This window comes from Paenibacillus cisolokensis (assembly GCF_050481165.1).
GTDB classification, from domain to species: domain Bacteria; phylum Bacillota; class Bacilli; order Paenibacillales; family Paenibacillaceae; genus Paenibacillus_AH; species Paenibacillus_AH cisolokensis.
In genome coordinates this window covers 25,853-51,446 of record NZ_JBCNFP010000097.1, presented here as the reverse complement: position 1 = coordinate 51,446, position 25,594 = coordinate 25,853, and the positions used below count along the sequence as shown (strand labels likewise).

The window sequence follows — 25,594 nt, the reverse complement described above, 5'->3', positions numbered from 1 at the left end:
CCGTTAATTGGACATGTCTACCGGTCTTTCATCATCCGCCGCGCGAGCGAACTTGCGCTTTTCCAGGCAGTTTCCGATACGGGCCATAACCGTCGCAAGCGCCACCGTAAAGACGACCATGCCGTAAAAGCCGGCTCCGATCCCGATCCCGACTCCGCCCGCAAACAGGATCATCGCGGCGGAAGTGAGCCCTTTCACCTGCAAGCCGTTCTTCAGAATGACGCCGGCTCCGAGGAAGCCGAGTCCGGATACGATTTGCGCCGCAAGCCGCATTGGGTCCATCATCGTTCGAAGCTCGTCGTTGTTGCCGAACCGTTCCACGCTGTAAATGGAGACCAGCGTAATCAACGTGCTGGCGACGCAGACATACATATAAGTTTTCAAGCCCGCCGGCTTGCTTTTCGCTTCGCGGTCCCAGCCTATAAGGAAGCCGAGCAGCGCGCTGAGAGTGATTCGTATATAAATCTCATAAAAGTGTTGAAAATGTTGCATGATTTCCGCAGCAAGTTCAGCCAACAGGCGCCCCTCCCAGCGGATTTCGGCCGTTCTCCGCCGATCGGAGCGTTTCCCGGTGGCGGCCGATTTCCAATGCGGGAACGGGATTGTTGCATGTCATTAACGTCACGCCGCAGCCGAGCGCATAGTAGACGCTCTTCAAGTCGTCCGGACAATAACACCAGACTTGCAGCCCCATATCCCGAAACTGCTCGACAAGCTCCGGAGTGAGCAGCTTCATGCTGATGCCCACCGCCCACATTTTGGAATAGGTGCCGTTGTCGCCCGGTACGAAATTGTACATCTGCGCTTGCGGGAAGCCTTGCGTCTTCAAGCCGTATGCATCATGAATATGGGCGAGCACCGCGGCATCGAAGCTCGTAAAAACGCACCGCTCCAAAAATCCGTATTTTTTCAACATGGCAATTGCTCCGTCGGCCGCTTCGATGGCGTCGAAACTCGGCTTGATCTCCACATTCAGCAGCACGTCCGGATACGCTTTAAGCAGCTCGCACAATTCCTCGAAAGTCGGGATCCTAAGCCCGGCAAACCGCTCCGCGAACCACCTCCCGGCATCCAGACGCTGCAACTCCTTGCAACTGAAATCGCCGACTTTTCCTTTGCCGTCCGTCGTCCGGTCCACCGTTTCGTCATGGATCACCATGATCACGTTATCCTTCGACAAGCGCAGATCGAACTCCAACATGTGCACGCCCAGCTTCAGCGCCTGCTCGAAGGCGAGCAGCGTATTTTCGGGATAATTCGATTTATATCCGCGGTGCCCCGCCACCACGACCGCTTCACAATCTTGCAAACGCTCAATCATACGGTAACATTCCTTCCTCTTTATTCGGCAAGTATGCGCTCTGCCTCTTTCTTGAACGTATCCAGCGTCGCCGGAATGTCTTCGTTGTCGTACATAATCGCTTCGATCGCGGAGAAAAACTCATGCATCACTTCCGGCCAGGCGACATGCTTGTTGGTGTCGACCGCGTACTGCAGCTGATCGTACGCCACTTTGCGATTCGGTTCCTTTTCCCAAAGCGCCTGCATCGGCTCGGATTCCACCATTTTGGTCGTGAACGGCAAATATCCCGAATCCAGAATAAATTGCTGGGCGCCGTTCGGATCTTCCATCATGAACCGGATAAACTCCCATGCGGCTTCCTTGTTTTTCGAGCCTTCCAGCATCACGACGTTGGCTCCGCCGGTCGGCGTGGCAAACTTCACATCCTGCGGAAGAAACGCGGTTTCGTAATCGAATTCAACGGAACCGAGCAGCGAGCCGATGACGCCCGTCGATTGAAACATCATGGCGACCCGGCCTTCCAGAAACATCTGGTTGACGATGTTGCCGGAATCCTGGGCAGGCGGATAATACAGCGCGCCGGTTGCCTGCAAGTCCTTCAAATAACGAAACACTTTCTCGCCCACGCCGTTGTCGTAGAAACCGATCGAAGTGCCTTCATCGTTGAAAAACCGGCCGTCTGCCTGAGAAATCATGGCGATCGGATACCACGTGTCGTACGGCATGGACAGACCGTAACGTTTGAACTCGCCGTTCTCCTTGACAACCAGGGCATTCGCAACCGTTTTCATCTCTTCCCACGTTTTCGGAATCGAAAGACCCTTTTCATCCAGCAGCGTTTTGTTTACATGCAGAATCGGCGTCGAACGGTTCAGCGGCAGCGAAACGAGCTGGTCGTTGAAATAAGAGTGTCCCATCAGGCCTTCGGTGAACAGGTCCTCGCTCATGCCCGAACTTTCCAAGTAAGGCTTCAAGTCCTCGAGCACTTCCGAATCTGCGAACAGCTGGACATATGCCCGTTCGACCATGCTGACATCCGGTGCGGTGCCTGCGGAAATGGCCTGCTGCAGCTTCGTTACCGTCTCGTCGTATCCGCCCTGGAACGTGCCCACGACGGTAATGCCGTCCTGACTTTCGTTGAAGCGTTGGATCAGCGCATCCATATATTCGCCGTTCTTGCCGCCGAGCGAATGCCAGAATTGGATGGTCGTCTTGCCTTCTTTCGGCTGATCGGCGTCAGACGTTCCGCCCGCCTCCTCCCCCGAGCCGTTGCCGCTGCAACCTGCCAGCAGACCGGCCGACAGACCGATCAAGAGCGCCGCAGCCGTCAAAAATCTCTTCGACTTCCTGGACATTTTGCAAATCCCCTTTCGATCTTGATTATGGTGAACCGGAATCGGGTTGTTCGTTGTTATTTGATCCCGGTATACACGAATGCCTTGACAATCTGTTTGGAGCATATGAAATAGACGATCAATATCGGGAGCACCAGGACGACGTTGCCGGCCATAATAATATGCCAATTGCTGATTCCTTCCGTCTCTCGCAACATGGCAATCCCGATCGTGAGCGGCCGGACGGAGGCGGAATCGGTCATGACGAGCGGCCAGAAATAGTCGTTCCAATGGCTGACGAAGCTGAACAGGGCTATCGTCGCCAGCGCGGGCTTGGACAGCGGCGCCATAATTCTCCACATAATCGCAAATTCGCTCGCGTTATCGATTCGCGCGGCCTCAATCATCTCTTCGGGCAGCTGCATAAAGTATTGGCGCAGCAGGAAGATGCCGAAAGCATTGGACATAAACGGTATAATTTGCGGGAGAAGCGTTTTGATGATCCCCCACTCCGCCAGCATGAGGTATACCGGTATGAACGTGACCTGGTGCGGAATCATGAAGGCGAGCAGCACGAGCCCGAACAGAAAGCTTTTTCCTTTGAAACGGTATTTGGCAAACGCATATGCCGCCGGAATCATAATGGCCAGCTGCATGACGATAATGCTGAACGTAATGATCAAAGAATTGCGGGCAAACAGCAGAAACGGTCCCGATTGCATAGCTTCCGCGAAATTGACCCACTGCGGCGACGCGGGGATCCAGGTCGGCGGAAAGGCCATCGTTTCCCGGAACGTCTGCAGCGACGTCGAGATCATCCACAGAAACGGAAAAATAAACACCGCTACTACAAACGCTTTCAAAACGAAATTGATCGATTCCGTAATTGTTTTGACGCCAAGCCTCGCTTTCAAGTCGGACCCTCCTTTGCTCGGGAAACGGTATCGGCCTATTGATAATGGACCTTCTTGGCCAGCAGCCGGAAGTACAGAAGAGTCAACAGACCGATGACGATCATGAGCACGACCCCCGTCGCCGACGCATATCCGATATTTGTCGTTCTGAAGCTGTAGATGTAGTAAACAAGCGTGTTCGTCGAATTGTTGGGACCTCCGCCGGTCATAATTTTGATCGTATCGAACACCTTGAAGGAGCCAATTGTCATAATAATCAGAATAAAAAACAGCTGCGGCGAAATAAGCGGAAGCGTAATCCGGAAGAAGACATGGCGCCGCTTGGCGTTGTCCAGTTGGGCCGCTTCCAAAATTTCACCCGGAATGCTCTGAATCGCGGCGACCATAATCAAGGCGTAATAGCCGATCCCTTGCCATACCGATACGATAATGACCGATATCATCGCCGTGCCGGAGCTTTGCAGCCATTGGGAGGTCGGCAGCCCGAGCGATTTCAGCACGTAATTGAGAAATCCGAGGTTCGGCTCCATCAGCCATAGCCATATCAAAGCGACCGATACGATGGAAATGATATGCGGCGTAAAAATGCCGGCTTGCACGAACGCGTTGAATCTCGTTTTTTTGCTGATCCATACCGCGATCAGTAGCGAGATCGCCATCGTCAGCGTGACGACTCCTACCGTATACACCACCGTATTGCCAAGCGATTTGTAGAAGTCCTCCCGCGAAAAGATTTGCGTGAAATTGTCGAATCCGATAAATTTGCTTTTGTCTTTGTTCATCAGGTTGTACTTGTAGAAGCTCAAATAGATCAGATACAGCATGGGATAGATGACAAAGGTAATAATGCCGATCATGGCCGGCCCTATCATGACATAGGGGCGAACCGACTGCCAGATTCGCCTTTTGCGCCTTGCCGGACGGTTGGATGCCAAAACAGTATCCCTCCCCGCTTGAGTTGTCGGTCTCGCTCTTACACCGTATAAATGGTCATGCCGTGGTCCCTGAACGGTTTCAGCTTTTCTTCCGGCGTCTCCACTCCGGTAATGAGGGTATGAATGGAGCTGATCGGCGCCACGTTGTGCAAGGACAGCTTGCCGATTTTGCTGTCATCCGCGACGACGATAATTTCTCTGGCCGCTTTGATCATCCCCTTTTTGGCAGGCACGAGCTGGGCTTCCGGATGCATAAGGCCGTGAACGGGATGAATCGCCGGAATACCGATGAAAGCTTTCTCCACATGCAGCGATCCGAGCACGTGGTCGGTAAACATGCCGTTCAGCATATAGCTTGACGGATACAGCTCGCCGCCTGTCAGAATGACCTTGACCCCGGACGAATCTTTCAATTCGGCCGCAACATTCATATCGTTCGTGACCACGATAATATTGTTGCGGTGCACCAAATTGCGGGCGATATGCAGCGTCGTCGTGCCGGAATCGATAATGATATGTTCGCCGTCCTCCACCAGACTCGCAGCCATCTTGCCGATGCGCATCTTCTGATCCAGGCGGGCATTGGTCCGTTCGCTGAACGGAGGCTCGTCATGCGTCCACTGCTCGGCGATCACGCCCCCGTGCGTCCGTTTGAGCAAGCCCTCCTGCTCGATTTCCATCAGATCGCGCCTGATGGTGGCTTCGTGAACGTTAAATTCTTTCGCCAGTACGGCAACCGTCGCGATACGACGCTGTCTGACGTACTCCACAATCCTCATTTTTCTTTCTGCCGCCAACATCGGAACCCCTCCAGTTATGCTCGATTTATGCTCGTTTAATGCTCGATTTTACTTATTCCATTTTATAATTTTTTCGTTTGAATGCAAAATCCGTTTATTTACAATAATGGATGAGCATAAAGGAACGGGTAATCTGGCGGCTGCGAAGTTAGTTCGATTACCATTGGAACTGCAGCAGCACCTTGTGCCAGCCTCTGTGGCTTTCCGCATATTCCATGGCGCGGGCGAAATCCGCCGCGGATGCGACAGGCGTCCGTTTTTCCGGAAGTAGCTTGCCGAGCGTCCGCTGGAATGCCGGATCTTTCATGGCGGCCATGACCGGATGGAAGTCGGCTCGCGAGCTTCTGCTGCTGCCGCGCATCGTAATGCCCTTCTCCAGCACGTCCCTCGTATTGATCGGCACGCGCTCTTCCGAAACCCCCATCAGAATCAGATGGCCGCAAGGGCTTAGCACGTCAATCGCCTGATTGATGGCGCTTTCCGAAAATCGCCCGCCTGCGCACTCCAGGGCAATGTCATAGCTGTCGCCGGCGCTGAAGTCATATTCCTGCACCAGGCTCGTCGTCGCAAAATCGAACTGCGCCAGCTTCTCCGGCACCGCGCCGAAAACGTGCAGCCTTTCTTCGCCGACGCCGTAAACGTATCGCAGCACCGCCGCGGCCAAATAACCGACGGGGCCGTCTCCGAATACGGCGATTCTGGCCGAGTCGAGCTTGCTCTTCACATGGACGAGCGCTTGGTACGATACAGTGCAAAGTTCCACCAGCACCGCGATTTCACCCGGCACCTCATCCGGAATCGGAATGGCGCATTCCGCCGGCACGACGAGCCGGTTCTGGGCGATCCCGTCCGTGCCGCTGCCCAGAAACCTTCCCTTTTGGCAATAATTTTCCCCCGTCCCGTTTCGGCAAGCCGGGCAGCAATCCTCCGGGGCGATGCCGTGAATCAAATACCCGGGAATATTCGGCACGACCGCTACGCGCTGGCCGATCCGAATCTCGGGGGCGCGGCTGTCCACGACCGTGCCGATCCCTTCGTGAATCAGCGCCATCGGCAGCTTCCGGGCCAGCGCTTCCGGACGCCGGTTCCCGCTGAAATAGCGCAAGTCCGCATGGCATATGCTTCCCAGTGTCGGCTCGATTACTACGTGCCGCTCCGGTACCCGATGCTCGATTTCGGTTTCTACTACTTGATGCGGCTTCATCAGCCGGTAAGCGGTCGATTTGACCGCAGGATGAACGCCGGGCGTACTCAATGCGCAAAACCTCCACTCGTTTTTGTTCATTTATACTCGAATATGTTTATTTATTTACGAAGATCATACTGCGATTATGCGATTTCGTCAATAAAATATTTAATTTTTGCTCGTTTCCGATTTGGTTTTGTTCATTTGGGCTCGTTTATCTTTTTTTGCGCCGCTGCATCCTAGTCCTTCTTGACATTTCATGGACGATCCGACATGAGTGTTTTGGGCACATGTCTCCCTGCTTTGACAGAAGAAAGCGACATGCATGCAACCGTCGTCTGTCTATCCATAGCTGCAGTACGAACACCCGAAAGCTGGATACGGACACCCGAATCGTGACGCAGAATGCTCTCCCGGATCGTATCTTTCAGCAGCAGGTATAGTCGATGACGCTTTGAAATCGCTTGCAAAATTGCTCGAATGTGGCAAATCCTGCAAAAGTACATCTTTTCCGCCCCTAATTGGTCCGTTCGGGCCGAATTCCTGCAATTATACATCATTTCCAGGCGGCAACCTCATTTTCGGCCAAGAAGTGAAACAAAAAGCTGCATTTTTGCAGCCTTTTGCTTAAATTGGGCCGATCCCGCTCCAAAATCCTGCACTTTCGCAGGAATTTACCTCCAGTGATTTCTCAATATGGTGCGATTTCCGGAAAAAACGGCGCACATGCCGTTTTCTGATCTCTTGCCACTTGAGCCATCTATTGCTGACTTGAGCACCTAATATCTACTTGAGCATCTATTACCTATTTGAATATCTATTGTCCATATGAGCATCTATTAGCATCTCTTGCCCACTTGAGCATCTATTGCTGACTGGAGCATCTATTGCCCACTTGAACATCTCTTCCCGGCTTGAGCACGAAAAAGCCGCAAGCCGTGGGGGTGATTCGGCGCTTCGAGCACGAATCGCTCCCACAGCTTGCGGCTATTCAACGGTGGTCAAACGTCTTTCCCGGCATCCGGCAACTCGGCACCTGACAATTCGGCATCGACAGATCGCTTTAGTTCTTGCTCGTTCACGCCGTTCTGCACGAACCGGAAGCGGGCGCCGGTCATTCGCTGCACGCGGTCGACAATTTGGCCGGTATGGTAACCGGTGTGCTCCACCAGATGATAAATGGCGTACATATCGGCTGCGGCCGGATCCGCCCGATCGACGGCTTCGCCAAATGCGGCGAACGCCCGTTCAAGTTCGGCCGACACGTCGGCCGGGTCCGATTTCGTCTGCGGAAAATATTGCTCGATTCCCTGACCGAACTTCGTCTCCGGACGAAGCAAACGGGCTGCGTTGCGCTCCGCATGTTCGATCAGATGCATCGCAATGCCGCCGATGCTGTTCATGCCGGGCGCCTCCTCGCTCCATAACGACCGGGCATCGAGCCGTTCCAGGCAAGCCTGAAGCTTCGGCAAATAATGGCGGACCATGCGATGCTTGGAGATGACGAGAAACGCCCGCCGATCATCCCGGCTATTCATGTAACACTCCTCCGGTCCATCTCGCGTTATGCGCCGGCCTCGTCAAGAATACAGACCGGACCGAACCGCCTCATCATTGTCCGAAAGATCGAAAGTTGTCCGAAAATTCGAAAGCCGACATTTCCCCGACTACACCGAAAAAAACGGTAGGCTGCAGCACGGATCATACGCTGATTTCGGCATACAAAATCCCTTCTCCCCAATCTCCCGATTCCTTCACGCACTGCCCGCGCGGATCGAACAAATAACCTCCTCCCGGAAAGTCCTCGTCCATCGTACGTCCGGCTTGCGTGGCGACCCCGATATAGATCGATTGCTCGGCCGCGTATGCCCCCAGTTTCGCGATGCAATTGCTTCTCCACCAATTGTAGCCGGACGCCCAATTCCGCGTTTCCTGTTCTCCGTACAATCCGGGAGCTGCGCTTTCAAAAACGATCGCGGCGCCCTTCCGCGCATACTCGCGAAAAATATCCGGATCGTCGATATCCGCACAGACGGACAAGCCGAATGTCAGGCCTGCAACCGAAAATATCGGCTGCCGGTCGCCTGGAGCGAACCAGTACACTTCCTCGTCCTTAATCGTCTTCTTCCGATAGCAGCCGAGCAAGCGCCCGTTATGGGCAACGAATTGATTGATATAAGGCTTTCCCCCGGGATTGTATTCCACGAATCCGGCGATCACGCAAACCGAATAGAGGGCGCTCATCCGAACGACCTCGCCCACCGCCTGGTGATCGAGGGATAAGACGGCATGCGGTTGGTTAAAGGGATCGATATACCCGGTAATATTCATTTCGGGAAAACAGACGATGTCCGCACCGCCCGCACGTCCGGCGGCGATCGATGCCCGCATCGAACGGAGATTGCGGTCAATCGCCGCCTTCTCGCAATTCATCTGCACCAAAGCGATGTTAAAACGCTTTTTTTCTTCCACATCAATCCCCCATATGAACGCAAATGCCGAAGCCGGGCGGCTGGCTTGCCGACGGTTGCTGGCCGACATCTTCGCAATGTTGGCATTCTGCCTGCAACTTCTACGCCCCGATCTCCCTGACTCGCGATTTCTCAAAAGCTCCCGATATGATCAACAGCTGTATCAACAGGCCTATGTCATGCTGTCCTCCAGTCCGTAAAGCCGAACCGTTTTCCTCATCATAGCGGATCGGGATGGCGGCGTAAAGACGCGACAACCGCTACAAGCGGTCCCGCCTCACCCCCGCGGGTGTACCGGAAGACGCGCGCGGCGGGAGCCCACGGGAATGCGGGCATCGCCGGACTCAACCGTTCGCCGGAAGACGCGCGCGGCGGGAGCCCACGGGAATGCCGGCATCGCAGGACCCAACGCTCGCCAGAAGATGCCCTCAGCGCGCCCACGGGAATGCCGGCATCGCAGGAATCAACGCGCGGCGGGAGCCCCCGCGGGCTGCCAGTCTTTTTCGGTCAACACCTCGATCGTCCGGCCATCGGAATGCAGCAAAATATTGCCGTGCAGCCCGGTGGAATAGACCTCGGTCCCGTTCTTCTCCAGCCGCTCCTTCAGGTTCGGGCTTTGGAAGATGTTTTGGCTCATGATGACGATGTGCGGCGACACCGCCTCGATAAAGGCGGTCGACGAAGAGGTCGATTCGTTTCCGTGGTGCGGCGCGTCCATCATGTCGCTCTTCAGTTTGTCCCGCAGCCCGGAACCGGTCAGCTCGATTTCCCTGCGCTTGTAGACGTCCGCCGTGAACAGAAACGTCCGATCGCCGTACGTCATCTTGAGCACCATCGAATAATCGTTGATTTCCTGGGCGGAGAACGTCTTCACCGCATCGGGAAGCGCTTCCTTGGGAGGGTTCAGCACTTCGAAGCGGACCTGTTCCCCGAGCATAAACGCGTCGCCTTCCTGCAGCGTCTTCTTCGGCACCTTTTTCGCGTCCAGCGCGGCCATGGCGTTCGTATACGCGGACGATTTCGGGTACGGCAGATTTTCCATATAAAAGGTCCCGATGTCGATCTCCTTCGCCACGGCCGCAAACCCGCCGATATGATCGATGTGCGGGTGCGTGTTGAGCGCATAATCGAGCTTGCCGATGTTCAGCTTGCGCAAATAGTCGACCACCTGAGCGCCGGCTTCCGGCACCCCCGCGTCGATCAACATCGTCTTCCCTTCCGGCGACACGATCAGGAAGCTGTCTCCAGCCAAGTTCTCTCCATCGAGATAAAAATACCGGATCGTCAGCTTTCCCTTGTAAGCTTCCGTATCGAACACTTGCGCCGTGCGCACGGCGGTCTCCTGCGGCGCATCCGGCGCGGATTCGGAGCCGTCGACGACGGCGGTTTCCGCCGGAGGCTCCGCAGGTTCGCCGGCCGACAAGCATGCCGCCAAAAGCAGCGAGACGGCGGCCAGCATCCCGCTTGCCCGAAGGGCGCTCCTCCATCGGCGAGGCAAAGGCAGAGGGATCATTCCGCATTCTCCTTTCTTCTCCGTGAAAATAAACAGGGAGGCGCGGACAAGCCGCGGCCTCCGTAAACGAACAGCATCAACCGTTGTTTTTGTATCGTTCGTAAGCCTGTTTGTAAATGGCCATATATTCGTCTACGCCCATCTTATGAACCGTCTCGACATACTTGTCCCATTCCGACATCGGTACGGCGCCGGTAATGAACTTCGCTTCCGACTCGCCGATGTAGCTCTCGATATCGGAGCCGACGGTCGAGCGGAATTCCGTCTCTTCTTCCGTAAAGTTGAAGGCGTTCCAGATTTCCGGGATGCGGTGCGGTTCCGCCTTTTTGCCGACGGCGATCGACTCGGGAAGCGACTCCGATCCTTTAAAATATTTTTCCTGCACATAGCCCGGATAGCTGCCGCCGAGCCAGGTGATATATTTGGCCAGCGCCTGGTCCATCGTCAGCCCGTCCGGATTGTTCGTAATCTCCTCAACGAACTCCAGCTTGCCGTCATCCGTCTTCCGGTACGTCTGCCCTTCGATGCCCATGAAATAGAAGGTCGCTCCTTCGTCGCCGTAAAAATGGTCGATCCAGCGCACCGTCGCCTCAGGATATTTGTTCTTGTCGGTAATGACGAAGGCGCCGGGCCAGACGGCGGGCACTTTGATATGGGAGTACAACTGATCGCCGTGCGGCCCCTTCAGAGCGCCGAGTCCGATATACCCGTCTTGATTCATCTGGGTTTTCGGATTCGGGTTGATGGTGGCGCCGAGAATCCCTTCCTGGCCTTTGGCGTACAGCGCCGCCGTCTTGATCGTGAATATTTCCGGATCGATCAGCCCTTCGGCATACAGCTTCCGCACATAGTCGATGACCTCTTTATATTTCGGATCGGTGCGGAAGAAGCGGAGCTCGCTGGTTGCCGGATCGACGTCGACGAATTTGTGCCCGAGGCCGCGGTTGCCGAAGCCCCAGGCGCCGCGCAGCTGCTCGATAAGCGGGTTGATGCCTTCTCCCGCGTACGGAATTTCGTCCGCCTGCCCGTTGCCGTTCAGGTCGGTCTCCTTTACTTTTTTCAAATACGCGTAAAATTCCTCGGTCGTCGCCGGCTCCTTCATGTTCAGCTTGTCGAGCCACTCCTGCTTCACCCAGAGCGGCGTGCCGATCAGCATCGGGAGAAAGTCCGGACTGTAAAAGGACGGGAACGAGTAGATGTTGCCGTCGGGCATCGTCAGCCCTTTCTTCAAGTCCGGATAGGTCTCGAGCAGCTTCTTGAAGTTGGGCGCGTATTGGTCGATCAGGTCGTTCAGCTTGACGAACGTCCCTTGCGCGCCGTACTTCATCAGGTCGGATGCGGGGACCCGCGCCGAGTAGAAGGCGTCCGGATAATCGCCGCCGGCCAAAGCAAGGTTGCGCTTCTCGGTCAAATTTTCGAACGGCACGAGCTGGAACGTCACGTTGATGTTCGACATTTTCGCGTATTCCTTCCAGACGAGCGTCTCCTCGAACTTGTTGCCGTTGGTCGGCGCCTTGCCGGTAAAGAATGTGAGCGAAATCGGTTCCTTGACGATCGGCATGCCCGTCGCGTTCAGATTGGCCGCCGCCTCCCCGTCCGGACTCGGGTCCGATTGTCCTTCCCCGCCGTTCTGCTCCCCGCTGCAGGCCGACAGCAAACCGGCGGCCATGACGACGGCCAGCGCGGCGGCCTTCCATCTCTTTTTGCGCATCAGCATAAATATTGCCTCCCTCTGAATCTAGTCTATCTATCGGCTAACGGGGTGTCATCCCCGGAGAGCCCTGCCGGCCGTCGTTTACCCTTTGACGGCTCCGATCATGACGCCTTTGACGAAATATTTTTGCAGGAAAGGGTACAGCAGCAGCACCGGCAAATTGGCCACGATGACGACGGCGTATTTGATCGCTTCGCCCTGCATGACCGTTTCGGCATGCACATTGTCGCCGACGCCCTGCATCTCCTGCATTTGCCCCTGGATCAGAATCTCCCGCAATATGAGCTGCAGCGGGTATTTGTCGCGGTCGGTCAAATACATAAGCGCGCTGAAGTAAGCGTTCCAGTGGCCGACGCTGTAGAACAGAATCATGACCGCGATGACCGGCATCGACAGAGGCAGCACGATCCGGATCAGCATCCCGATGTTCGTGCAGCCGTCGATCGCCGCGGCTTCCTGCATTTCATACGGAATCCCGTTCTGGAAAAAGGTGCGCATAATCAGGACGTTGTACACGGAAACCGCGCCCGGAATAATGAGCGCCCACATCGTGTTCAGCATCCCGAGATCTTTGACCAGCAGATAGGTCGGCACCATGCCGCCGCTGAAAAACATCGTCAGCACCAGCATCGCGGAGATCGCGTTGCGGCCGAACAAATCTTTGCGCGACAGCGGATACGCCGCCGCAATCGACAAGAGCAGATTGATCGTCGTGCCGACCACCGTATACAGCAGCGTGTTTGCGTAACCGGTCAAAATCTCGTTATTTTGAATAATTTTCCTATAGCCGACCCAGGTCAAATCTTTGGGCCAAAGCCATACTTCGCCGCGCATGACCGCATCGGGACTGCTGAACGACGCGACCAGCACGAACACGAGCGGGTAGAGCACCACGATGCAGACAAGCGTAAGAAGAGCGTGGACGCCCCAGCCGAACAGCTTGTCGCCAAAGCTTTGATTTCCCATGCCTGCAAGCTCCTCCTACCATAAGCTGGTGTCGTTCATCTTCCGGGCGACGCGGTTGACGACGATCAGCAGCATGAAATTGATGACATTGTTGAACAGGCCGACGGCCGCCGAATAGCTGTACTGTCCGTCGACGATGCCTTTGCGGTACACGTGCGTCGCGATGACGTCCGAAGCCGCCATGTTGAGCGAATTTTGCATCAGATAAACCTTTTCGAACCCGACGCTCAGGAGCGAGCCCATGTTCAAAATGAGCAAAATGGTGATCGTCGGCATGATGCCGGGCAAATTGATATGCCAGATTCGCTGCCAACGGCTGGCGCCGTCGACCCGGGCCGCTTCGTGAAGCTGGGGATCGATGGCGGTCAGGGCGGCGAGATAAATAATCGAGCTCCAGCCCATCTGCTGCCATACGCCGGACAGCACGTACACGCTCTTGAACCAGCCGGGTTCCGTCATAAAATGGATCGGCTCCCCCCTGATCCAGGTTACGGCGAGATTGACCAAGCCGGATTGCGGCGAGAGAAAAATGAGCAGCATGCCGACCAGGACGACGGTCGATAAAAAATGCGGCGCATACGTCACCGTCTGAACGAACCGGCTGAATTTGCGCGAACGCACCTCGTTGATCAGCAGCGCGAGCAGAATCGGGACCGGAAAGCCGACAACCAGTTGGTACAGGCCGATGCCGAGCGTATTTTTGATGAGCCGCCAAAAATAGTAGCTTTCGAAGAAGCGTTCGAAATGATGAAAGCCGATCCAGGGGCTTCCCCATATCCCTTTGGTGGCGATGAAATTTTTAAAAGCGATTTGCACGCCGTACATCGGCACATATTCGAACACGATAAAATAAACGATGACGGGAAGCAGCAGCAAATACAGGTCCCCATTTTTCCGGATTTGTTTTTTCAACGTTTCACCCCGCTTTCTCTGTTCGAAACGGAGTATAGCAGCGACGGGCGCGCGGCGGTATTGACACTTCTTTCGCTTCCTTGCACCGGTTTGGCCGGCATAAAGAAAAGATAACTTTCTAAAAAAATGCGAGTTTCGCCCCGTCCCGAAATTTATATAAAATACAAAAGAAGCTTCATCACGCGTTTCGGACTGGACTATAAAGACGAAGGAGCAAGCAAGCATTGAAATGGCCGATCGTAAACCGCAAGACGCTCTTGTTTCGCATGTTCGCCAGCTTTCTCAGCATTATCCTGATGTTTTCCGTTTTCAATGTGCTTAGCATTTTTTTGTTCAACCGCGGGGTGCAGCATGAAGTGATCCAGTACAACCGCCTGATGCTGAACAATACGGCGGAGCTGTACCGCGCCCACTTCGAGCGAATCCGGACGATGCTGTTCGAGACGTACCGGAACGGACATGTCGTGGGTTTTTACCGGCAGCTGGCGAGAACTGGGGGAATTTTCGAACCGGGGAAAGCGTCGGAAGTTTTAAAGGTTGTGCGCGCCGAGGCGTTCAATCCGATGTACTATCTCAACAATTTGCTGATCTATTACGGGCCCGGGTCTTTGATCGTGGACAAGGAGGGAACCGTCGACTCGGAGATGATGTTTTCCCGCTTTTATACGAGCCGCCGCTATCCGTTCTCTTATTGGAAGAGGCAGTCGGACCGGAGCGACAATTACGTCCTGCACCCGAACGAAACGTTCAAAATTAACGATTTGAGCGTTTCCTACTCGGCGCAGCTCATCCCGTTCTCGTTCCGGATGCCGTCGTCGGATTATATGGTAATCGCGCTGCTGGACGCCCGGTTGCTGCATCAGACGTTTTTCGGCGAGGATGACGACAGGCTGTTTATGATCGTGCGCGAAGACGGCACGCCCGTGTACCGTTCTTCCGGCGCGTTGTCCCTATCGGACATCCCCGCGTTCGAAGGCGGAAAGGAATATGCGCTGGCGGGAGACCGCTACTATTTCGCCGAGAAAGATCCGGCGGCCGGCCTGACCTACATCACGGCCGTTCCGTCCGCCGATATTGCGTCGAGAGTGCGGAACGCCAGCCTGACGCTGCTCGTCGTCTTCGTCGTGTCCGTCGTCATTTGCATGCTGGCATCTCTCTATTTCAGCCGCAAAATCAATCGTCCGGTGAAGCAGATGATCGCCTCGCTTCTGCGGCGCGATCCGGTCAAGGTGCCGAGCCCGATCCAGGAATTCGATCTGATCCAGCGGAATATCGGCGAGCTTATGAAAGAACAGGAGGCCATTCGCAAGGAGCTGCTCGGCAAGCGGACGCTCCTGACCAGCTTCGGCTACATCAACAAATTGAAGGCGATTACATCCGACATCAACGAATGGAAGGATATCGCCGGAATCGACGAGCCGTTCGTCCTGGTGCTGTATCAGCTCCATTTCAAGTCGCAATCCGTCTCCGCCAGCCAGTTGAAGACCGACCGGATGGCTTATTATATCCGGGAATATATCCATGTCGTCATATCGGAACGAATGCCCTCTTCGCATACGTTTCAGATCGAGAACAACCAGATTCTGTCCCTGATTCGCAGCGAAGAAGCAGGCGGAGCCTTGGAGGAAGCGCTGGAGTCGCTCAAGACGATTTTGGACCGCGACAAGGCTTACCTGCTCGTCACGATCGCCGTCAGCTCCGTCTACGACGGTTCCGCGCAGTTCAACAGCGCCTACCGCGAAGTGCTTCACATGGCGCAGCAAGCCAGGCCGTTGGATGAAAGCCAGTTGCTGCGCGCCCATCGAGCCGTGCCGGATCTGCTTCTGCTGACGGTGCCGGAGGAGCAGGAATTGTATGCGAATTTGCAGGCAGGCAACCGGAGTTATTGTATCTCGTTCATGGAACGGGCGCTGGATCGGATGGACAAGAAAGGGGCGAGCATTCAGCAGCTGCGGGAGTTTGCGGGCGGCGTCATTGCCAAGGCGGCGAAAATATTGGAGCCCTTCGGAACCGGCGCCGACGCCTCGATGCGGCTCCGATATGTCGAGCATATGGGCGAATGCTTCACGCTCGACCAGTTCAATCAGCTGTTCGAGCGGCTGTTCTCCGATGCGGCGACGATCATTCAGGCGAACAAGGAGAAGCGGGATTCGACAATCTCGCTCGTCATGGAAATGATCGAGAACCGCTATGCGGACGATCTGTCGCTCGATCTGCTGGCCGACAAGCTGAACCTGTCCGCAGCCTACCTGTCGGTCTATATCAAGGAAAAGACCGGCGCCAATTTCAGCGATCATCTCAACGCGGTCCGGGTTCGCAAGGCGAAGGAGCTGCTTTCGGGCACCGCTTTAAGCGTGCAGGAGATCAGCGTCCGGATCGGGTACCGCAACGTGACCTCCTTCAACCGGATGTTCAAAAAAATAACCGGCATCCCGCCGGGAGAATACCGGAAAAAGGAGTGGCTCAAAGCCGAATAGCCAAGCATGGCTTGTCGGTCCAGCATGGAGCGTCAGCCAAGCGTGACCTGTCTGCCAAACGCGACCTGTCTGCCAAACGCGACCTGTCTGCCAAACGCGACCTGTCTGCCAAACGCGACCTGTCTGCCAAACGCGACCTGTCTGTCAAACGTGACCTGTCTGCCAAACGTGACCTATCTGCCAAACGTGACCTGTCTGCCAAACGTGACCTATCTGTCAAACGTGACCTATCTGTCAAACGTGGACCTGTCTGCCAAGCGCCAAGCATACGGCTAACGAATCGTAGCAACGTTATTTTGCCAAATTCGCCTTTTGGATCGCGCTAACGAATATCAGACACCTTATTTCGCTCAATTTGCCCGATTTCCCTTCAGAAGCAAGCCAATAAGGTTACCTAGATTCGTTAGCGCTTCGAAAAGGCAAATTTCGCCCAAATAAGGTTGTTCAGATTCGTTAGCGCCTCCCGCCACAATGCAACTTACTTATCGATGCCGAGTAATCGCGCCCCCACGCACTTTCGTTAGCACAACCGAGCATCCGACCGACGATCATCTCCGATATGGGTGAACTTCGCCTCGAGATTATCGCCGGCCGCATACTTCGCGCCTTCGTTAGCGCAATCGAGCAACCGCGTCACCACGCGCCACAGCAAACGGATTGCAGAATCGAAACGCTGCGATAAACGCTCGAAGGACCGAAAGTCGTTACCCGCCTTCTTTCCGTCCGCTGTAACTTGCCAATGCGCATGTTCGGACGGATCGAGCGATTCATTTTCGCCCGTTCGCAATGACCGGATCGAGCGATCCATTTTATGACCCGTTCGCTATGATTCGGATCGAGCGATCCATTTTATGACCCGTTCGCTATGATTCGGATCGAGCGATCATTTACGACCCATTCGCAATGACCGGATCAGCCGGCGCTTCCTTCGTACCGCAGTACGACAACGGAATATTTATGGGGAACGTGCAGGATCGGATCGAGCGTCGACAGCCGGCGCAGCAAACTGCCGGTCACGCTCCGGCGCGTCTCGTCGTCCGCGGCCGTCATCCAGGAAACGGACCGAATTTTCCCGCACCACTCCTCATGCGTAAACGGTAGCGTGTACTGATGCTTCCATTCGCCCGCGACGCGCAGCGAGTGGCTCTCCCATTCCGCGAACCAAGGAACCGGGAACCCGCATCTTCGCTCCTTTGTCTCCGCATACGATCCGGCCGGCCCGATGGCGATCCGATAACTCCGAACGATCTCGAATGTCGCCTGTGCCGCCTCCGAGTCAGGCAAAAATACCGAGTTGACCACGACCGCATGCCCGCCCGGCTCGCAGTGCGCGATTAAATTCCGGATGACGCGAACGCGGTCGAACCAATGCCATGCCCGGACTGCCGTGAACAGCGGGTATCGGCCCGGCAAAGCGAAGTCTTCGGCATGCGCGTTGACATATTGAATGGAATCGATGCCATACCGCCGGTCCGAGCGGACCGCCTGCCCGATCAGAGCGAGAGACGGTTCGATCCCCGTTACCCGCGCACCCCGCGATGCCAGCTGCCGCGAGAACAGACCGGTCCCGGAACCAAGATCGACGACGGACTTGCCTTTCCATTCTATTCCTCTTTCCGCCAATTGGTCGAAGAGCGCATTCGGCAGCGGGTCCCGGTACTTCGCATAATCGTCGGCCGCGCGTCCGAAATTCACCGTCATGCCAATCACCTCAATCCGAGGTTACACGATTTTCCATACGCTGTGGAAAACAATGAATTTTATCGGGCCGATCCAAGTTTTTTATTTGGGGCATGAGTGGAGCGTTTTTTAACCGGCTTGCAAGAATACGGTGCTTTTATCCAACAAATAGGAATGCGACGTTTTTTATTCGACAAACATGAATACGACGGATTTTATCCGACAAACAAGAATGCGACTTTATTATCCGACTAGCATGAATGCGGCGAAAGTATCAGAGCTCGACGATCATATGGATATCCTTCGGCTCCTTCTCGAACAGTTCCGGGTCGACGCGTTCGGCAATCCGGCCGCCGATGCTCCGGTACAAGGAGACGGCGGATCTCGTTTCGGTCGAAGAAATATATAAAGATTTGGCCCCTCTCCCGATGGCCGTACGCCTAAGCTCGTTCATGATCCGGGTGGCGATGCCCCGCCTTCGATAGCCGCGCGAAACATACAGCAAGTCAATCTGCAGCTGGTCTTGTTCCGGCCCCCGAAATCGGTGGGCAAGCACGCCGAAGCCCGCCAGCGTCTCGCCGTCGAACGCGCCGAACGCCGTTCCGCCGCGGCTCAATTCGTCGCAGTAACGCTGCCGCATCCGGTCCAGCAAATCCGCATCCCAGGCCGGGCATTCGTGACCGGCCGCGATCTCGCACATCTCTCCGCCCCGCATTTCATAGATCAGATCGATATATTCGGACCGGTCGATATCCTGAAGCCGTTCCGCATCATCGATCGTCATCTGCCGATAAACGATCGTCTGCATCTGCTTCCGCCTCCCCCGTCTCGATCCAATACCGCTGAATGACCGTTCCCTTCACCGTATCCTCCGAATCCAGCACCCCGCCATTGTTCAGAATCGTCTTGGCCGATCCGACATTCTCCTTGTCGCATGTGACCAGCGCTTTCGAAATGCCGAGTCCGCGGGCTTTGCGAAGCGCGAGCGCGAGCAGCCGGGTCGCATGCCCCTTCCTTCGCTCGCTCGGCCGTATGCCATAGCCGATATGCCCGCCGATCGTCAGCAGCTGCTCGTTCAACGTATGCCGGATATTGACCGCCCCCAACACCCTGCGATCCGCATTCACGAGCCAATAGGTCGAACTGTTCACCTTGCCGCTTCCGAGGTCGGATCCGGTCTTGAGCCGATGCAGCTCACGGAGAAAAGCATCGAAATCGGCGCAGTCGAATTTCAGCACGAACGGCACCATGTTCTCTCCGGTTTCCATCCATTCCCGAATCATGTCCACATATTCATCCCGGTACTCCATCGATGGCTCGACCAGCTCGTATCCGTTCACAACAAACGCCCCCCCTTTCTCTCACGCCCCTAAAGACGGAATAAACCAACCTTTTCCTCAGCTTCCTGATTTGACGCTTGAACAAAATCGACAAATTTCCTTTTATCGTAGCGGAATAGGAAAACATTGTAAAGTGATATCGTAAAGCGCCGGTTCCTTCATGAAATTGCCACTTCCCTCATCGCTCAAAACGCTTTGACCATCCGCCATGCAGCCCGACGCGCGCCGGGAGACGCCTGCGTCCGAATTCGAGAAAATGCTTCAGCGCCGCTTTGCCGATCATTCCATTCGCCCGCGCTTCGGGTCACAAATCGCCGCCGAGCTTTCGGTTCCAATCGAGGCGGTAACCGTACATCCAATCGTGCGATCGTTTGCTTGCCGATTTCAAGAAAAGGGGGAGCATCAGATCGCGAAAAAACGTCTGCACCGGGTGCGTGGCGTGCTTGCGCTGTCCGATACTGCGCGAATACCGGACGATCCGCTCCACCCGCTCCCGCCGCATACGCTGAAACGCGGAAAACGCGCGCTCCGTATTCTCGATATCCCTTATGCACAGCGCAAGCGCCATCGCGTCTTCCAGCGCCAGCGCCGCGCCCTGCCCGGCGTTCGGCGAAGTGGCGTGTATGGCGTCGCCGGCGAGGACGGCGAGTCCGCGATGCCACTCGTTCTGGGACGGCATGTCATAGATCGGATATACGCCGATCTCCGTATCCGTCCGCCGAATGATGTCCGGAACCGGCTCCGCATCGCCGGCGTACAGGTCGCGTATCATGCCCCTCCATTCCGCCTGCGGTATCGCCTGCAAATCCCGGCGCGTCGGCGTGCCCGGATATCCGATGTTGCCGAACCAGTAGATCTCTCCGTCCTCCCACACCAGATAACCGAAAAACGCCTTGCTGCCGAACACCAGATGCTGCACGCCCGGTTCGTGCCGGACTTTGCCGCCGCGCGCGTAACCGCCGAAGCTGATGAGCCCCGTATACGACGGCTGCGCCGCCCCGGGCAGGATGATGCTGCGCACGGCGGAGTGCAGGCCGTCGCAGCCGACGAGGAAGTCTCCTTCGTCCGCAGACCCGTCGCGGAATACGGCCTCAACCCGGTTTCCCGACATCCGGATATCCGCGAGCCGGCAGCCGAAACGGATCGGAATGCCTTGCCGCTCCGCTTCTTCGCGCAGCGCTTTATGCAGAACGCCCCGCTTGACGGTATACCCGTGAGGTTCCCCGGACGATTGCACGAGCTGTCCCAGCCGTTTGCCTTTGCCGTTCCAAAAGCTCATCGTCCGCATTTCGAACCCTTCCTTGCGGATGAACGCATCCGCTCCCAACTCCTCGAGCACGCGTACGCCGTTCAGACCTACGTTCAGGAACAGTCCCGCATAATCGTCGGGCTCCGGCTGCGCTTCATAAACGAACGGCTCGCATCCGGCCCGCTTCAGCATCATCGCCGCAGCGGGACCGGCTATGCCGCAGCCGATAATCAACGCCTTCTTCTTTCTTTTCATTCGGTTCGCCCTCCCGTTCTAGTCATCGCCGCAGATATCTTAAAAATTAAGATATCGTAGTTGCGTACCTGTTATGCCGATTTTGTACGGCTGCTTCTATTGTACGGCATGCGGCTCGGGTTCCGACAACTTCCCGAGACCGATTTTGCCCCCGGTCCCGGGTCGGATGCCGAGTACGCTCAAAGCAAGCAGTCTCGGCAACCGTCCGGCGGTTGTGCTATAATCGGGTATATTGCGGAACGGGGGAAACCTCATGAACGGCTCGAAAGAGAAACTGAACCGGGAGCTGCTGGACGCCTCCAAGCGGCTCTCTACCCAAACCGTATTGTTTCATCAGAACGTCGCCGCCTATCTGGGGCTCAACATTACGGATCACAAATGCCTGGACCTGGTGCTCGGCAAGGGCCAGGTGACGGCCGGACAACTGGCCGAATTGACGAAGCTGACGACGGGCGCGATCACAAGCGTGCTGAACCGGCTGGAGGAAGCGGGGTATATCCGCCGGGTCAAAGATCCTGCCGACCGGCGGGTCGTCCTTGTCGAACCGGTCTATGAAAATTTGCGCCCGCTTCACGACGTGTTCGGCCCTCTGGGCGAGGCCATGTCCGAGCTCCATGCGCGGTACCGACCGGAAGAGCTGCGCATCATCCTCGATTATGTCGACAGAGCCTGCCAGGTGCTCGTGCGCCAGGCGGAATTGCTTGAGAGGAAAAGCGAGCGGCAGGTCCCGAACAAGTAATTCGAACAAGTCATATTCTGTCATATTGTCGGAGCGCCGGAGGAGTATTTACATGAAGGAGAGTGCGGCTCGTGCGCGAAACCTGCGTTCCGACCGGCACGGCACTAAAAGACACCGGTTTTGGTTATAAAAGGGTATAGTCTTTAAACTGAGGAGAACAACGATCGGAAGCAGCAAACCGTAGATATGGGCAACCGCGCGCAAACCGGACTGAACCAGGTAGCAAGAAACGAGGCCGAAACCGGCACAATCATCAAAATCGGCGTACTCGGCAAGGGACGGGTGCGGGTTGATCGGGAGCGGAACAGGCGGACGGAGGGAACGGCCGGAACCGGCTCGGTTCAGGTCGCAAGCGAGATAGAATAGGGCGACGACGCCATGGTAACGGCGGGAGAAGGAAGCCGCTTTCCGTCCTCCCGCCCGCGGGCTACAGCTATAGATGCCGCAATTTATCCGGATTCGCCACGGAATAGATGCTTCGTATCTTGCCGTGGCGGAAAGCGAAGGAATAGACGTGCCGATCGCCGTCGTCCGTGACGAGCATTAATCCCGGCGAACCGTTTACGAGCAAAAAGTCGAGCGCAAATCTCCCTTCGTACATCTTGAGCAAATTTTGAATCAGTTTGAAGACCAAATCGAAGCCGGCCACAGGCACTTGTGCGGCCTTCGCTTTGCCTCCGCCGTCGGAATACATCACGACATTTTCGCCGACCAGCTCCAGCAGCTTTCGCATATTCCCTTCGAACATGGAATTCACGAACGCCTTGACCTTTTCCTCGGCGATCGGGAGCGGCGGATGTTCGGCGGGATCGAAATGAATGCTGTTCCGGGCGCGATGGAAAATTTGGCGGCAGTTGACGCTACTTTTGCCGACGATCTCCGAAATTTCGCCGAACGAATAATGGAAAATTTCGCGCAGCAGGAACACCGCTCTCTCCACCGCGCCCAGCTGCTGCAGCAGCAAAAGGTAAGCGGTGGATATCGATTCCCGCTGCAAATATTCGTCAGAAGGATCGATCGAACCGTTATCGATCAGCGGCTCCGGAAGCCATGGTCCGACGTACAGCTCCCGTTTCCTCGCCGAGGAGCGCAGCAGATCAAGACAGCGGTTCGTGACAATTTTGTACAAGTAGGCTCTTTCGTTCCGGATAGCGCTGCGGTCCGGCAATTGATCGTAGCTCAGAAACGCGTCCTGCACGACGTCCTCCGCATCCATCACGCTCCCCAACATGCGGTAAGCCAGCGAGAAAAGAGGCGTTTTATATTCGTGATACAAAGCTTCGATTTCCATCGGCCATCGTCTCCTTGCTTTCCCGGGATAAAAGATGCCGGACAGCCCTCTTCGCGCTTGCGGTTGCGGCATCCGCCAATACTTCACCGTGCGACGCCCATTCTCCTGCCACATACAAGCCTTCGATTTGCGGGACGGCCGGACCGGGATTCTCCCGGCGCTTCATATGCATGAAATCGTGGCTAACCGTAATTTTCGGCAAATATTGCTTGACGATCAATTCGCTTCTCCAGCCCGGCTGAACGAGATCCAGCGTCTGTTCCAGGTCCCGCAAATCCCGGTCCGCATCCGTCTCTTTGCCCTGGTACTTGATGACGGCTACGACCTGCGCTCCGTCGTCGCTCAAGTGAGCCGCGCGCGACTGGTTCGACAGAAAGACCGTTTGGTCGATGCCGTACACGAGCTGCCGCTTCGGATCGGGAAGACGCCGCAAGGCGACATCGAAACAGGCGGCCGTCACTTCGATCGCCTGCTCTTTCCACGTCTTCAGAGCGGTCGCATCCGCGCCGGGCACAAGCCGGCAGGCGGCCGCGGGCGGAACCGCGAGCACAACGTTCTCCGCCTCGATGATCGTACCGTCCTCGCATCGGACATGCCGTACGGAGCCTTCGCGGTGCTCGACCGCAACCGCCTTGCTGTCGGCGAGCAGCTTCACGCCGAGCCCCGCCGCGGTCTCCGACAATTCCTCGACGATCGATCCAAAACCTCGGTCCAAATACAGGACTCCCCGAACGGCATTCTGCAGATGCCGCAATACAGGGCCCGCAGCCAGCAAGTCGGGCGCCGTCACAAAACTGGTGCGCAGCAATGCGTAGAACAGATGCCGCACCATCGGGTCGCGCATATTCCCTTCGATCCATTCCCGGAGGCTGGTCCGCTCGTACCGATAGGTGTCCAGCTTGCCGAGCTTTGCGAGCCAGGATGCCAGCTCCAGCTTTCCTTTCCACGACAGGAAAGGAGTGGCGAACAACGATTTGACCCCCGTAGGGAGCGCAAGCAGCTTCCCTTTCCATATCCCCCAAGCGTCGGCCGAGGCCCACCCGCCCTGCAAGCGCAGCCCCAGCTCGCGAAACGTGTCGTATGCGTCTCCTCTATACAGAGCATGCCCGCCGAGGCTGAAATATGCGCCTTTCTTCTTGACGGTCACGGCCCGGCCGCCGAAACGCTCCCCTTTTTCGATAACGGCCGTCTTTTTGCCCGCCCTGGCGGCATAGACGGCCGCCGTCAGTCCGGCCACACCCCCGCCCACGATAGCTACATCAACCTTTTGCATCTGCTATCATTCCTTTCGATCGTTTGACCGTATGACGGGCAAGGGGGGCGAAGTGTGACAGCTTTCAGGATGTTTTTTTCTGATGATGACGAACAGTTGACATCCCGCCCATCTTCGCATACATTATTAGTACCTGATACTAATACTTGATAATAATACTTGATGTCAAATTCAATTCGTGAAAGGAGTTTTACCTGTGAACCCTATCCATCCCCGCCTGCGGTCCAACGCGCGCATTACCGCGATCGGCTCCTATGTCCCGGATCGGATTCTTTCGAACTTCGACCTGGAGCGGATGGTCGATACGAGCGACGAATGGATCGTGCAGCGCACCGGCATTCGCGAACGCCGCATCGCCGCGGAGAACGAGTATTGCAGCGATCTGTGCATCGCGGCCGTCCGCGACATGATTGACCGGTACGGCGTCACGGTTCAAGATGCGGATTATATCATTGTGGCGACGGAAACGCCGGACACTTCCTTCCCGAATGTCGCATCCCGCATACAGGCGGCATTCGGCATGGCGAACTGCGGCAGCGTCGAGCTGCACGCCGCATGCGCCGGCTTCGTGGCCGCTCTTCAAATGGCGAACGGCTTGCTGCTGTCCGGAGCGTACCGGAAGATTATCGTCATCGGCGCCGAAACGCTCAGCAAAATAACGGACTACACCGACCGTACGACCTGCATTTTGTTCGGGGACGGAGCGGGCGCCGTGCTGTTGGAAGCATCCGATCAAGAAGGCTGCCTGCTCGGCATGATTTCACGGACGGACGGTTCGCTGGGCCATCATTTGTACCGGTCGAATCTGTCCGATTCCATTGACGGACATCCGATCCGCAACAACGGCCTGATCGTTCAAAACGGGCGCGAAGTGTACAGATGGGCGGTGGAGCAGGTTCCGCTCGGCGTGAACAGACTGCTCGACGAATGCGGCTTGAAGACGGAAGATATCGACTGGTTCGCGCCTCATACGGCGAATGCCCGCATTATCGAGTCGGTATGCGGCCGCAGCGGAATTCCGCTGGACAAGACGCTCAGCGCCATCGAGCGCTTCGGCAATACGTCGGCGGCCTCGATTCCGCTTTCGCTGGACGCTGCCGTTCGCGACGGCCGTCTGAAATCGGGGGATATCGTGCTGCTTTACGGATTTGGCGGCGGTCTGATCCAGGCCGGCGCCGTCGTCCGCTGGACGCTCTGAACGCGATAAATTGCCTCCCTACGCCATGTCCCATACCTGCAGCC

24 protein-coding genes are annotated in these 25,594 nt (G+C 56.1%); 4 read left to right on the top strand and 20 right to left on the bottom strand.

From position 1 onward, the window contains the following. Positions 1 to 3 precede the first annotated feature (3 nt). The 13 genes from ABEV74_RS16115 to ABEV74_RS16055 form a co-directional block, all read right to left on the bottom strand. On the bottom strand, positions 4 to 492 hold the full coding sequence (locus ABEV74_RS16115) for an MgtC/SapB family protein (RefSeq protein ID WP_430147506.1): 489 nt from the start codon (positions 490 to 492) through the stop codon (positions 4 to 6). 16 nt (positions 493 to 508) lie between these two features. Then, positions 509 to 1,321, bottom strand: a complete 813-nt coding sequence (locus ABEV74_RS16110) for a glycerophosphodiester phosphodiesterase family protein (RefSeq protein ID WP_430147467.1) — start codon at positions 1,319 to 1,321, stop codon at positions 509 to 511. A 20-nt stretch (positions 1,322 to 1,341) separates the two neighbouring features. Further along, positions 1,342 to 2,658, bottom strand: coding sequence for an ABC transporter substrate-binding protein (locus ABEV74_RS16105; RefSeq protein WP_430147464.1), 1,317 nt, complete (start codon positions 2,656 to 2,658; stop codon positions 1,342 to 1,344). 56 nt (positions 2,659 to 2,714) lie between these two features. Further along, positions 2,715 to 3,455, bottom strand: a complete 741-nt coding sequence (locus tag ABEV74_RS16100; RefSeq protein WP_430147503.1) for a carbohydrate ABC transporter permease — start codon at positions 3,453 to 3,455, stop codon at positions 2,715 to 2,717. A gap of 131 nt (positions 3,456 to 3,586) precedes the next feature. Then, positions 3,587 to 4,423 (bottom strand): carbohydrate ABC transporter permease, encoded by an 837-nt coding sequence (locus ABEV74_RS16095; RefSeq protein WP_062494764.1) that lies wholly within the window; start codon positions 4,421 to 4,423, stop codon positions 3,587 to 3,589. 101 nt (positions 4,424 to 4,524) lie between these two features. After that, positions 4,525 to 5,286 carry a DeoR/GlpR family DNA-binding transcription regulator gene (locus tag ABEV74_RS16090; protein WP_062494766.1) on the bottom strand — a complete coding sequence of 254 codons (762 nt, stop codon included), beginning with the start codon at positions 5,284 to 5,286 and terminating at the stop codon, positions 4,525 to 4,527. Between the two features lie 157 nt (positions 5,287 to 5,443). Further along, positions 5,444 to 6,541 (bottom strand): alcohol dehydrogenase catalytic domain-containing protein, encoded by a 1,098-nt coding sequence (locus ABEV74_RS16085; RefSeq protein ID WP_235593209.1) that lies wholly within the window; start codon positions 6,539 to 6,541, stop codon positions 5,444 to 5,446. A gap of 932 nt (positions 6,542 to 7,473) precedes the next feature. Next, positions 7,474 to 8,010, bottom strand: a complete 537-nt coding sequence (locus ABEV74_RS16080) for a DinB family protein (protein ID WP_213529160.1) — start codon at positions 8,008 to 8,010, stop codon at positions 7,474 to 7,476. Between the two features lie 163 nt (positions 8,011 to 8,173). Beyond that, complete coding sequence (locus tag ABEV74_RS16075) at positions 8,174 to 8,944, bottom strand: carbon-nitrogen hydrolase family protein (protein WP_430147460.1); 771 nt, start codon at positions 8,942 to 8,944, stop codon at positions 8,174 to 8,176. A 462-nt stretch (positions 8,945 to 9,406) separates the two neighbouring features. Continuing rightward, a complete protein-coding gene (locus ABEV74_RS16070; RefSeq protein WP_430147458.1) occupies positions 9,407 to 10,456 on the bottom strand; it encodes a ComEC/Rec2 family competence protein in 1,050 nt (349 codons plus the stop codon). A gap of 76 nt (positions 10,457 to 10,532) precedes the next feature. After that, positions 10,533 to 12,167, bottom strand: coding sequence for an extracellular solute-binding protein (locus ABEV74_RS16065; RefSeq protein WP_430147501.1), 1,635 nt, complete (start codon positions 12,165 to 12,167; stop codon positions 10,533 to 10,535). Between the two features lie 84 nt (positions 12,168 to 12,251). Then, a complete protein-coding gene (locus tag ABEV74_RS16060; RefSeq protein WP_430147455.1) occupies positions 12,252 to 13,136 on the bottom strand; it encodes a carbohydrate ABC transporter permease in 885 nt (294 codons plus the stop codon). 15 nt (positions 13,137 to 13,151) lie between these two features. Beyond that, positions 13,152 to 14,048 carry an ABC transporter permease gene (locus ABEV74_RS16055; protein WP_430147453.1) on the bottom strand — a complete coding sequence of 299 codons (897 nt, stop codon included), beginning with the start codon at positions 14,046 to 14,048 and terminating at the stop codon, positions 13,152 to 13,154. A gap of 224 nt (positions 14,049 to 14,272) precedes the next feature. On the opposite strand from ABEV74_RS16055, the gene ABEV74_RS16050 reads away from it, so the two are divergent. Beyond that, positions 14,273 to 16,525: a helix-turn-helix domain-containing protein gene (locus ABEV74_RS16050; RefSeq protein WP_430147450.1), complete on the top strand. Its 2,253-nt coding sequence runs from the start codon at positions 14,273 to 14,275 to the stop codon at positions 16,523 to 16,525. A 520-nt stretch (positions 16,526 to 17,045) separates the two neighbouring features. Here ABEV74_RS16050 and ABEV74_RS16045 read toward each other — a convergent pair. The 5 genes from ABEV74_RS16045 to ABEV74_RS16025 all read right to left on the bottom strand — a co-directional run bounded on the left by ABEV74_RS16045 (position 17,046) and on the right by ABEV74_RS16025 (position 21,049). Next, positions 17,046 to 17,333, bottom strand: coding sequence for a hypothetical protein (locus ABEV74_RS16045; RefSeq protein ID WP_430147448.1), 288 nt, complete (start codon positions 17,331 to 17,333; stop codon positions 17,046 to 17,048). Positions 17,334 to 17,437: 104 nt separating this feature from the next. Beyond that, positions 17,438 to 18,226, bottom strand: coding sequence for a class I SAM-dependent methyltransferase (locus ABEV74_RS16040; protein WP_430147445.1), 789 nt, complete (start codon positions 18,224 to 18,226; stop codon positions 17,438 to 17,440). Between the two features lie 253 nt (positions 18,227 to 18,479). After that, on the bottom strand, positions 18,480 to 19,013 hold the full coding sequence (locus ABEV74_RS16035) for a GNAT family N-acetyltransferase (protein ID WP_430147442.1): 534 nt from the start codon (positions 19,011 to 19,013) through the stop codon (positions 18,480 to 18,482). Further along, positions 18,976 to 19,515, bottom strand: a complete 540-nt coding sequence (locus ABEV74_RS16030; RefSeq protein ID WP_430147498.1) for a GNAT family N-acetyltransferase — start codon at positions 19,513 to 19,515, stop codon at positions 18,976 to 18,978. The genes ABEV74_RS16035 and ABEV74_RS16030 overlap by 38 nt, the downstream gene beginning before the upstream one ends. A gap of 334 nt (positions 19,516 to 19,849) precedes the next feature. Further along, positions 19,850 to 21,049: an FAD-dependent oxidoreductase gene (locus ABEV74_RS16025; RefSeq protein WP_430147439.1), complete on the bottom strand. Its 1,200-nt coding sequence runs from the start codon at positions 21,047 to 21,049 to the stop codon at positions 19,850 to 19,852. Between the two features lie 253 nt (positions 21,050 to 21,302). Here ABEV74_RS16025 and ABEV74_RS16020 point away from each other — a divergent pair, with 253 nt between their 5' ends. Both ABEV74_RS16020 and ABEV74_RS16015 read left to right on the top strand, forming a co-directional pair. Continuing rightward, the gene (locus ABEV74_RS16020; protein WP_430147436.1) at positions 21,303 to 21,788 is read left to right on the top strand and encodes a MarR family winged helix-turn-helix transcriptional regulator; all 486 of its coding nucleotides are present in this window, start codon (positions 21,303 to 21,305) and stop codon (positions 21,786 to 21,788) included. 186 nt (positions 21,789 to 21,974) lie between these two features. Further along, positions 21,975 to 22,154 carry a hypothetical protein gene (locus tag ABEV74_RS16015; protein WP_430147434.1) on the top strand — a complete coding sequence of 60 codons (180 nt, stop codon included), beginning with the start codon at positions 21,975 to 21,977 and terminating at the stop codon, positions 22,152 to 22,154. A gap of 67 nt (positions 22,155 to 22,221) precedes the next feature. On the opposite strand, the gene sigJ is transcribed toward ABEV74_RS16015, so the two are convergent. After that, positions 22,222 to 23,079, bottom strand: a complete 858-nt coding sequence (sigJ, locus tag ABEV74_RS16010; protein WP_430147432.1) for an RNA polymerase sigma factor SigJ — start codon at positions 23,077 to 23,079, stop codon at positions 22,222 to 22,224. Beyond that, positions 23,048 to 24,352, bottom strand: a complete 1,305-nt coding sequence (locus ABEV74_RS16005) for a phytoene desaturase family protein (protein ID WP_430147429.1) — start codon at positions 24,350 to 24,352, stop codon at positions 23,048 to 23,050. The genes sigJ and ABEV74_RS16005 overlap by 32 nt, the downstream gene beginning before the upstream one ends. Positions 24,353 to 24,557: 205 nt before the next feature. On the opposite strand from ABEV74_RS16005, the gene ABEV74_RS16000 reads away from it, so the two are divergent. Next, positions 24,558 to 25,550, top strand: coding sequence for a ketoacyl-ACP synthase III (locus tag ABEV74_RS16000; protein WP_213529190.1), 993 nt, complete (start codon positions 24,558 to 24,560; stop codon positions 25,548 to 25,550). The last annotated feature ends 44 nt before the right edge of the window (positions 25,551 to 25,594 follow it).

Coding starts and splice junctions, on each gene's coding strand:
- ABEV74_RS16115 (WP_430147506.1), bottom strand. CDS start 492: ATGCAACATTTTCAACACTTTTATGAGATTTATATACGAATCACTCTC.
- ABEV74_RS16110 (WP_430147467.1), bottom strand. CDS start 1,321: ATGATTGAGCGTTTGCAAGATTGTGAAGCGGTCGTGGTGGCGGGGCAC.
- ABEV74_RS16105 (WP_430147464.1), bottom strand. CDS start 2,658: ATGTCCAGGAAGTCGAAGAGATTTTTGACGGCTGCGGCGCTCTTGATC.
- ABEV74_RS16100 (WP_430147503.1), bottom strand. CDS start 3,455: ATGATCTCGACGTCGCTGCAGACGTTCCGGGAAACGATGGCCTTTCCG.
- ABEV74_RS16095 (WP_062494764.1), bottom strand. CDS start 4,423: ATGATAGGGCCGGCCATGATCGGCATTATTACCTTTGTCATCTATCCC.
- ABEV74_RS16090 (WP_062494766.1), bottom strand. CDS start 5,286: ATGTTGGCGGCAGAAAGAAAAATGAGGATTGTGGAGTACGTCAGACAG.
- ABEV74_RS16080 (WP_213529160.1), bottom strand. CDS start 8,010: ATGAATAGCCGGGATGATCGGCGGGCGTTTCTCGTCATCTCCAAGCAT.
- ABEV74_RS16070 (WP_430147458.1), bottom strand. CDS start 10,456: ATGATCCCTCTGCCTTTGCCTCGCCGATGGAGGAGCGCCCTTCGGGCA.
- ABEV74_RS16065 (WP_430147501.1), bottom strand. CDS start 12,167: ATGCGCAAAAAGAGATGGAAGGCCGCCGCGCTGGCCGTCGTCATGGCC.
- ABEV74_RS16060 (WP_430147455.1), bottom strand. CDS start 13,136: ATGGGAAATCAAAGCTTTGGCGACAAGCTGTTCGGCTGGGGCGTCCAC.
- ABEV74_RS16045 (WP_430147448.1), bottom strand. CDS start 17,333: ATGGATCGCTCGATCCGGTCATTGCGAACGGGCGAAAATGAATCGCTC.
- ABEV74_RS16040 (WP_430147445.1), bottom strand. CDS start 18,226: ATGACGGTGAATTTCGGACGCGCGGCCGACGATTATGCGAAGTACCGG.
- ABEV74_RS16035 (WP_430147442.1), bottom strand. CDS start 19,013: ATGCAGACGATCGTTTATCGGCAGATGACGATCGATGATGCGGAACGG.
- ABEV74_RS16030 (WP_430147498.1), bottom strand. CDS start 19,515: ATGGAGTACCGGGATGAATATGTGGACATGATTCGGGAATGGATGGAA.
- ABEV74_RS16025 (WP_430147439.1), bottom strand. CDS start 21,049: ATGAAAAGAAAGAAGAAGGCGTTGATTATCGGCTGCGGCATAGCCGGT.
- ABEV74_RS16020 (WP_430147436.1), top strand. CDS start 21,303: ATGAACGGCTCGAAAGAGAAACTGAACCGGGAGCTGCTGGACGCCTCC.
- ABEV74_RS16015 (WP_430147434.1), top strand. CDS start 21,975: ATGGGCAACCGCGCGCAAACCGGACTGAACCAGGTAGCAAGAAACGAG.
- sigJ (WP_430147432.1), bottom strand. CDS start 23,079: ATGGAAATCGAAGCTTTGTATCACGAATATAAAACGCCTCTTTTCTCG.
- ABEV74_RS16005 (WP_430147429.1), bottom strand. CDS start 24,352: ATGCAAAAGGTTGATGTAGCTATCGTGGGCGGGGGTGTGGCCGGACTG.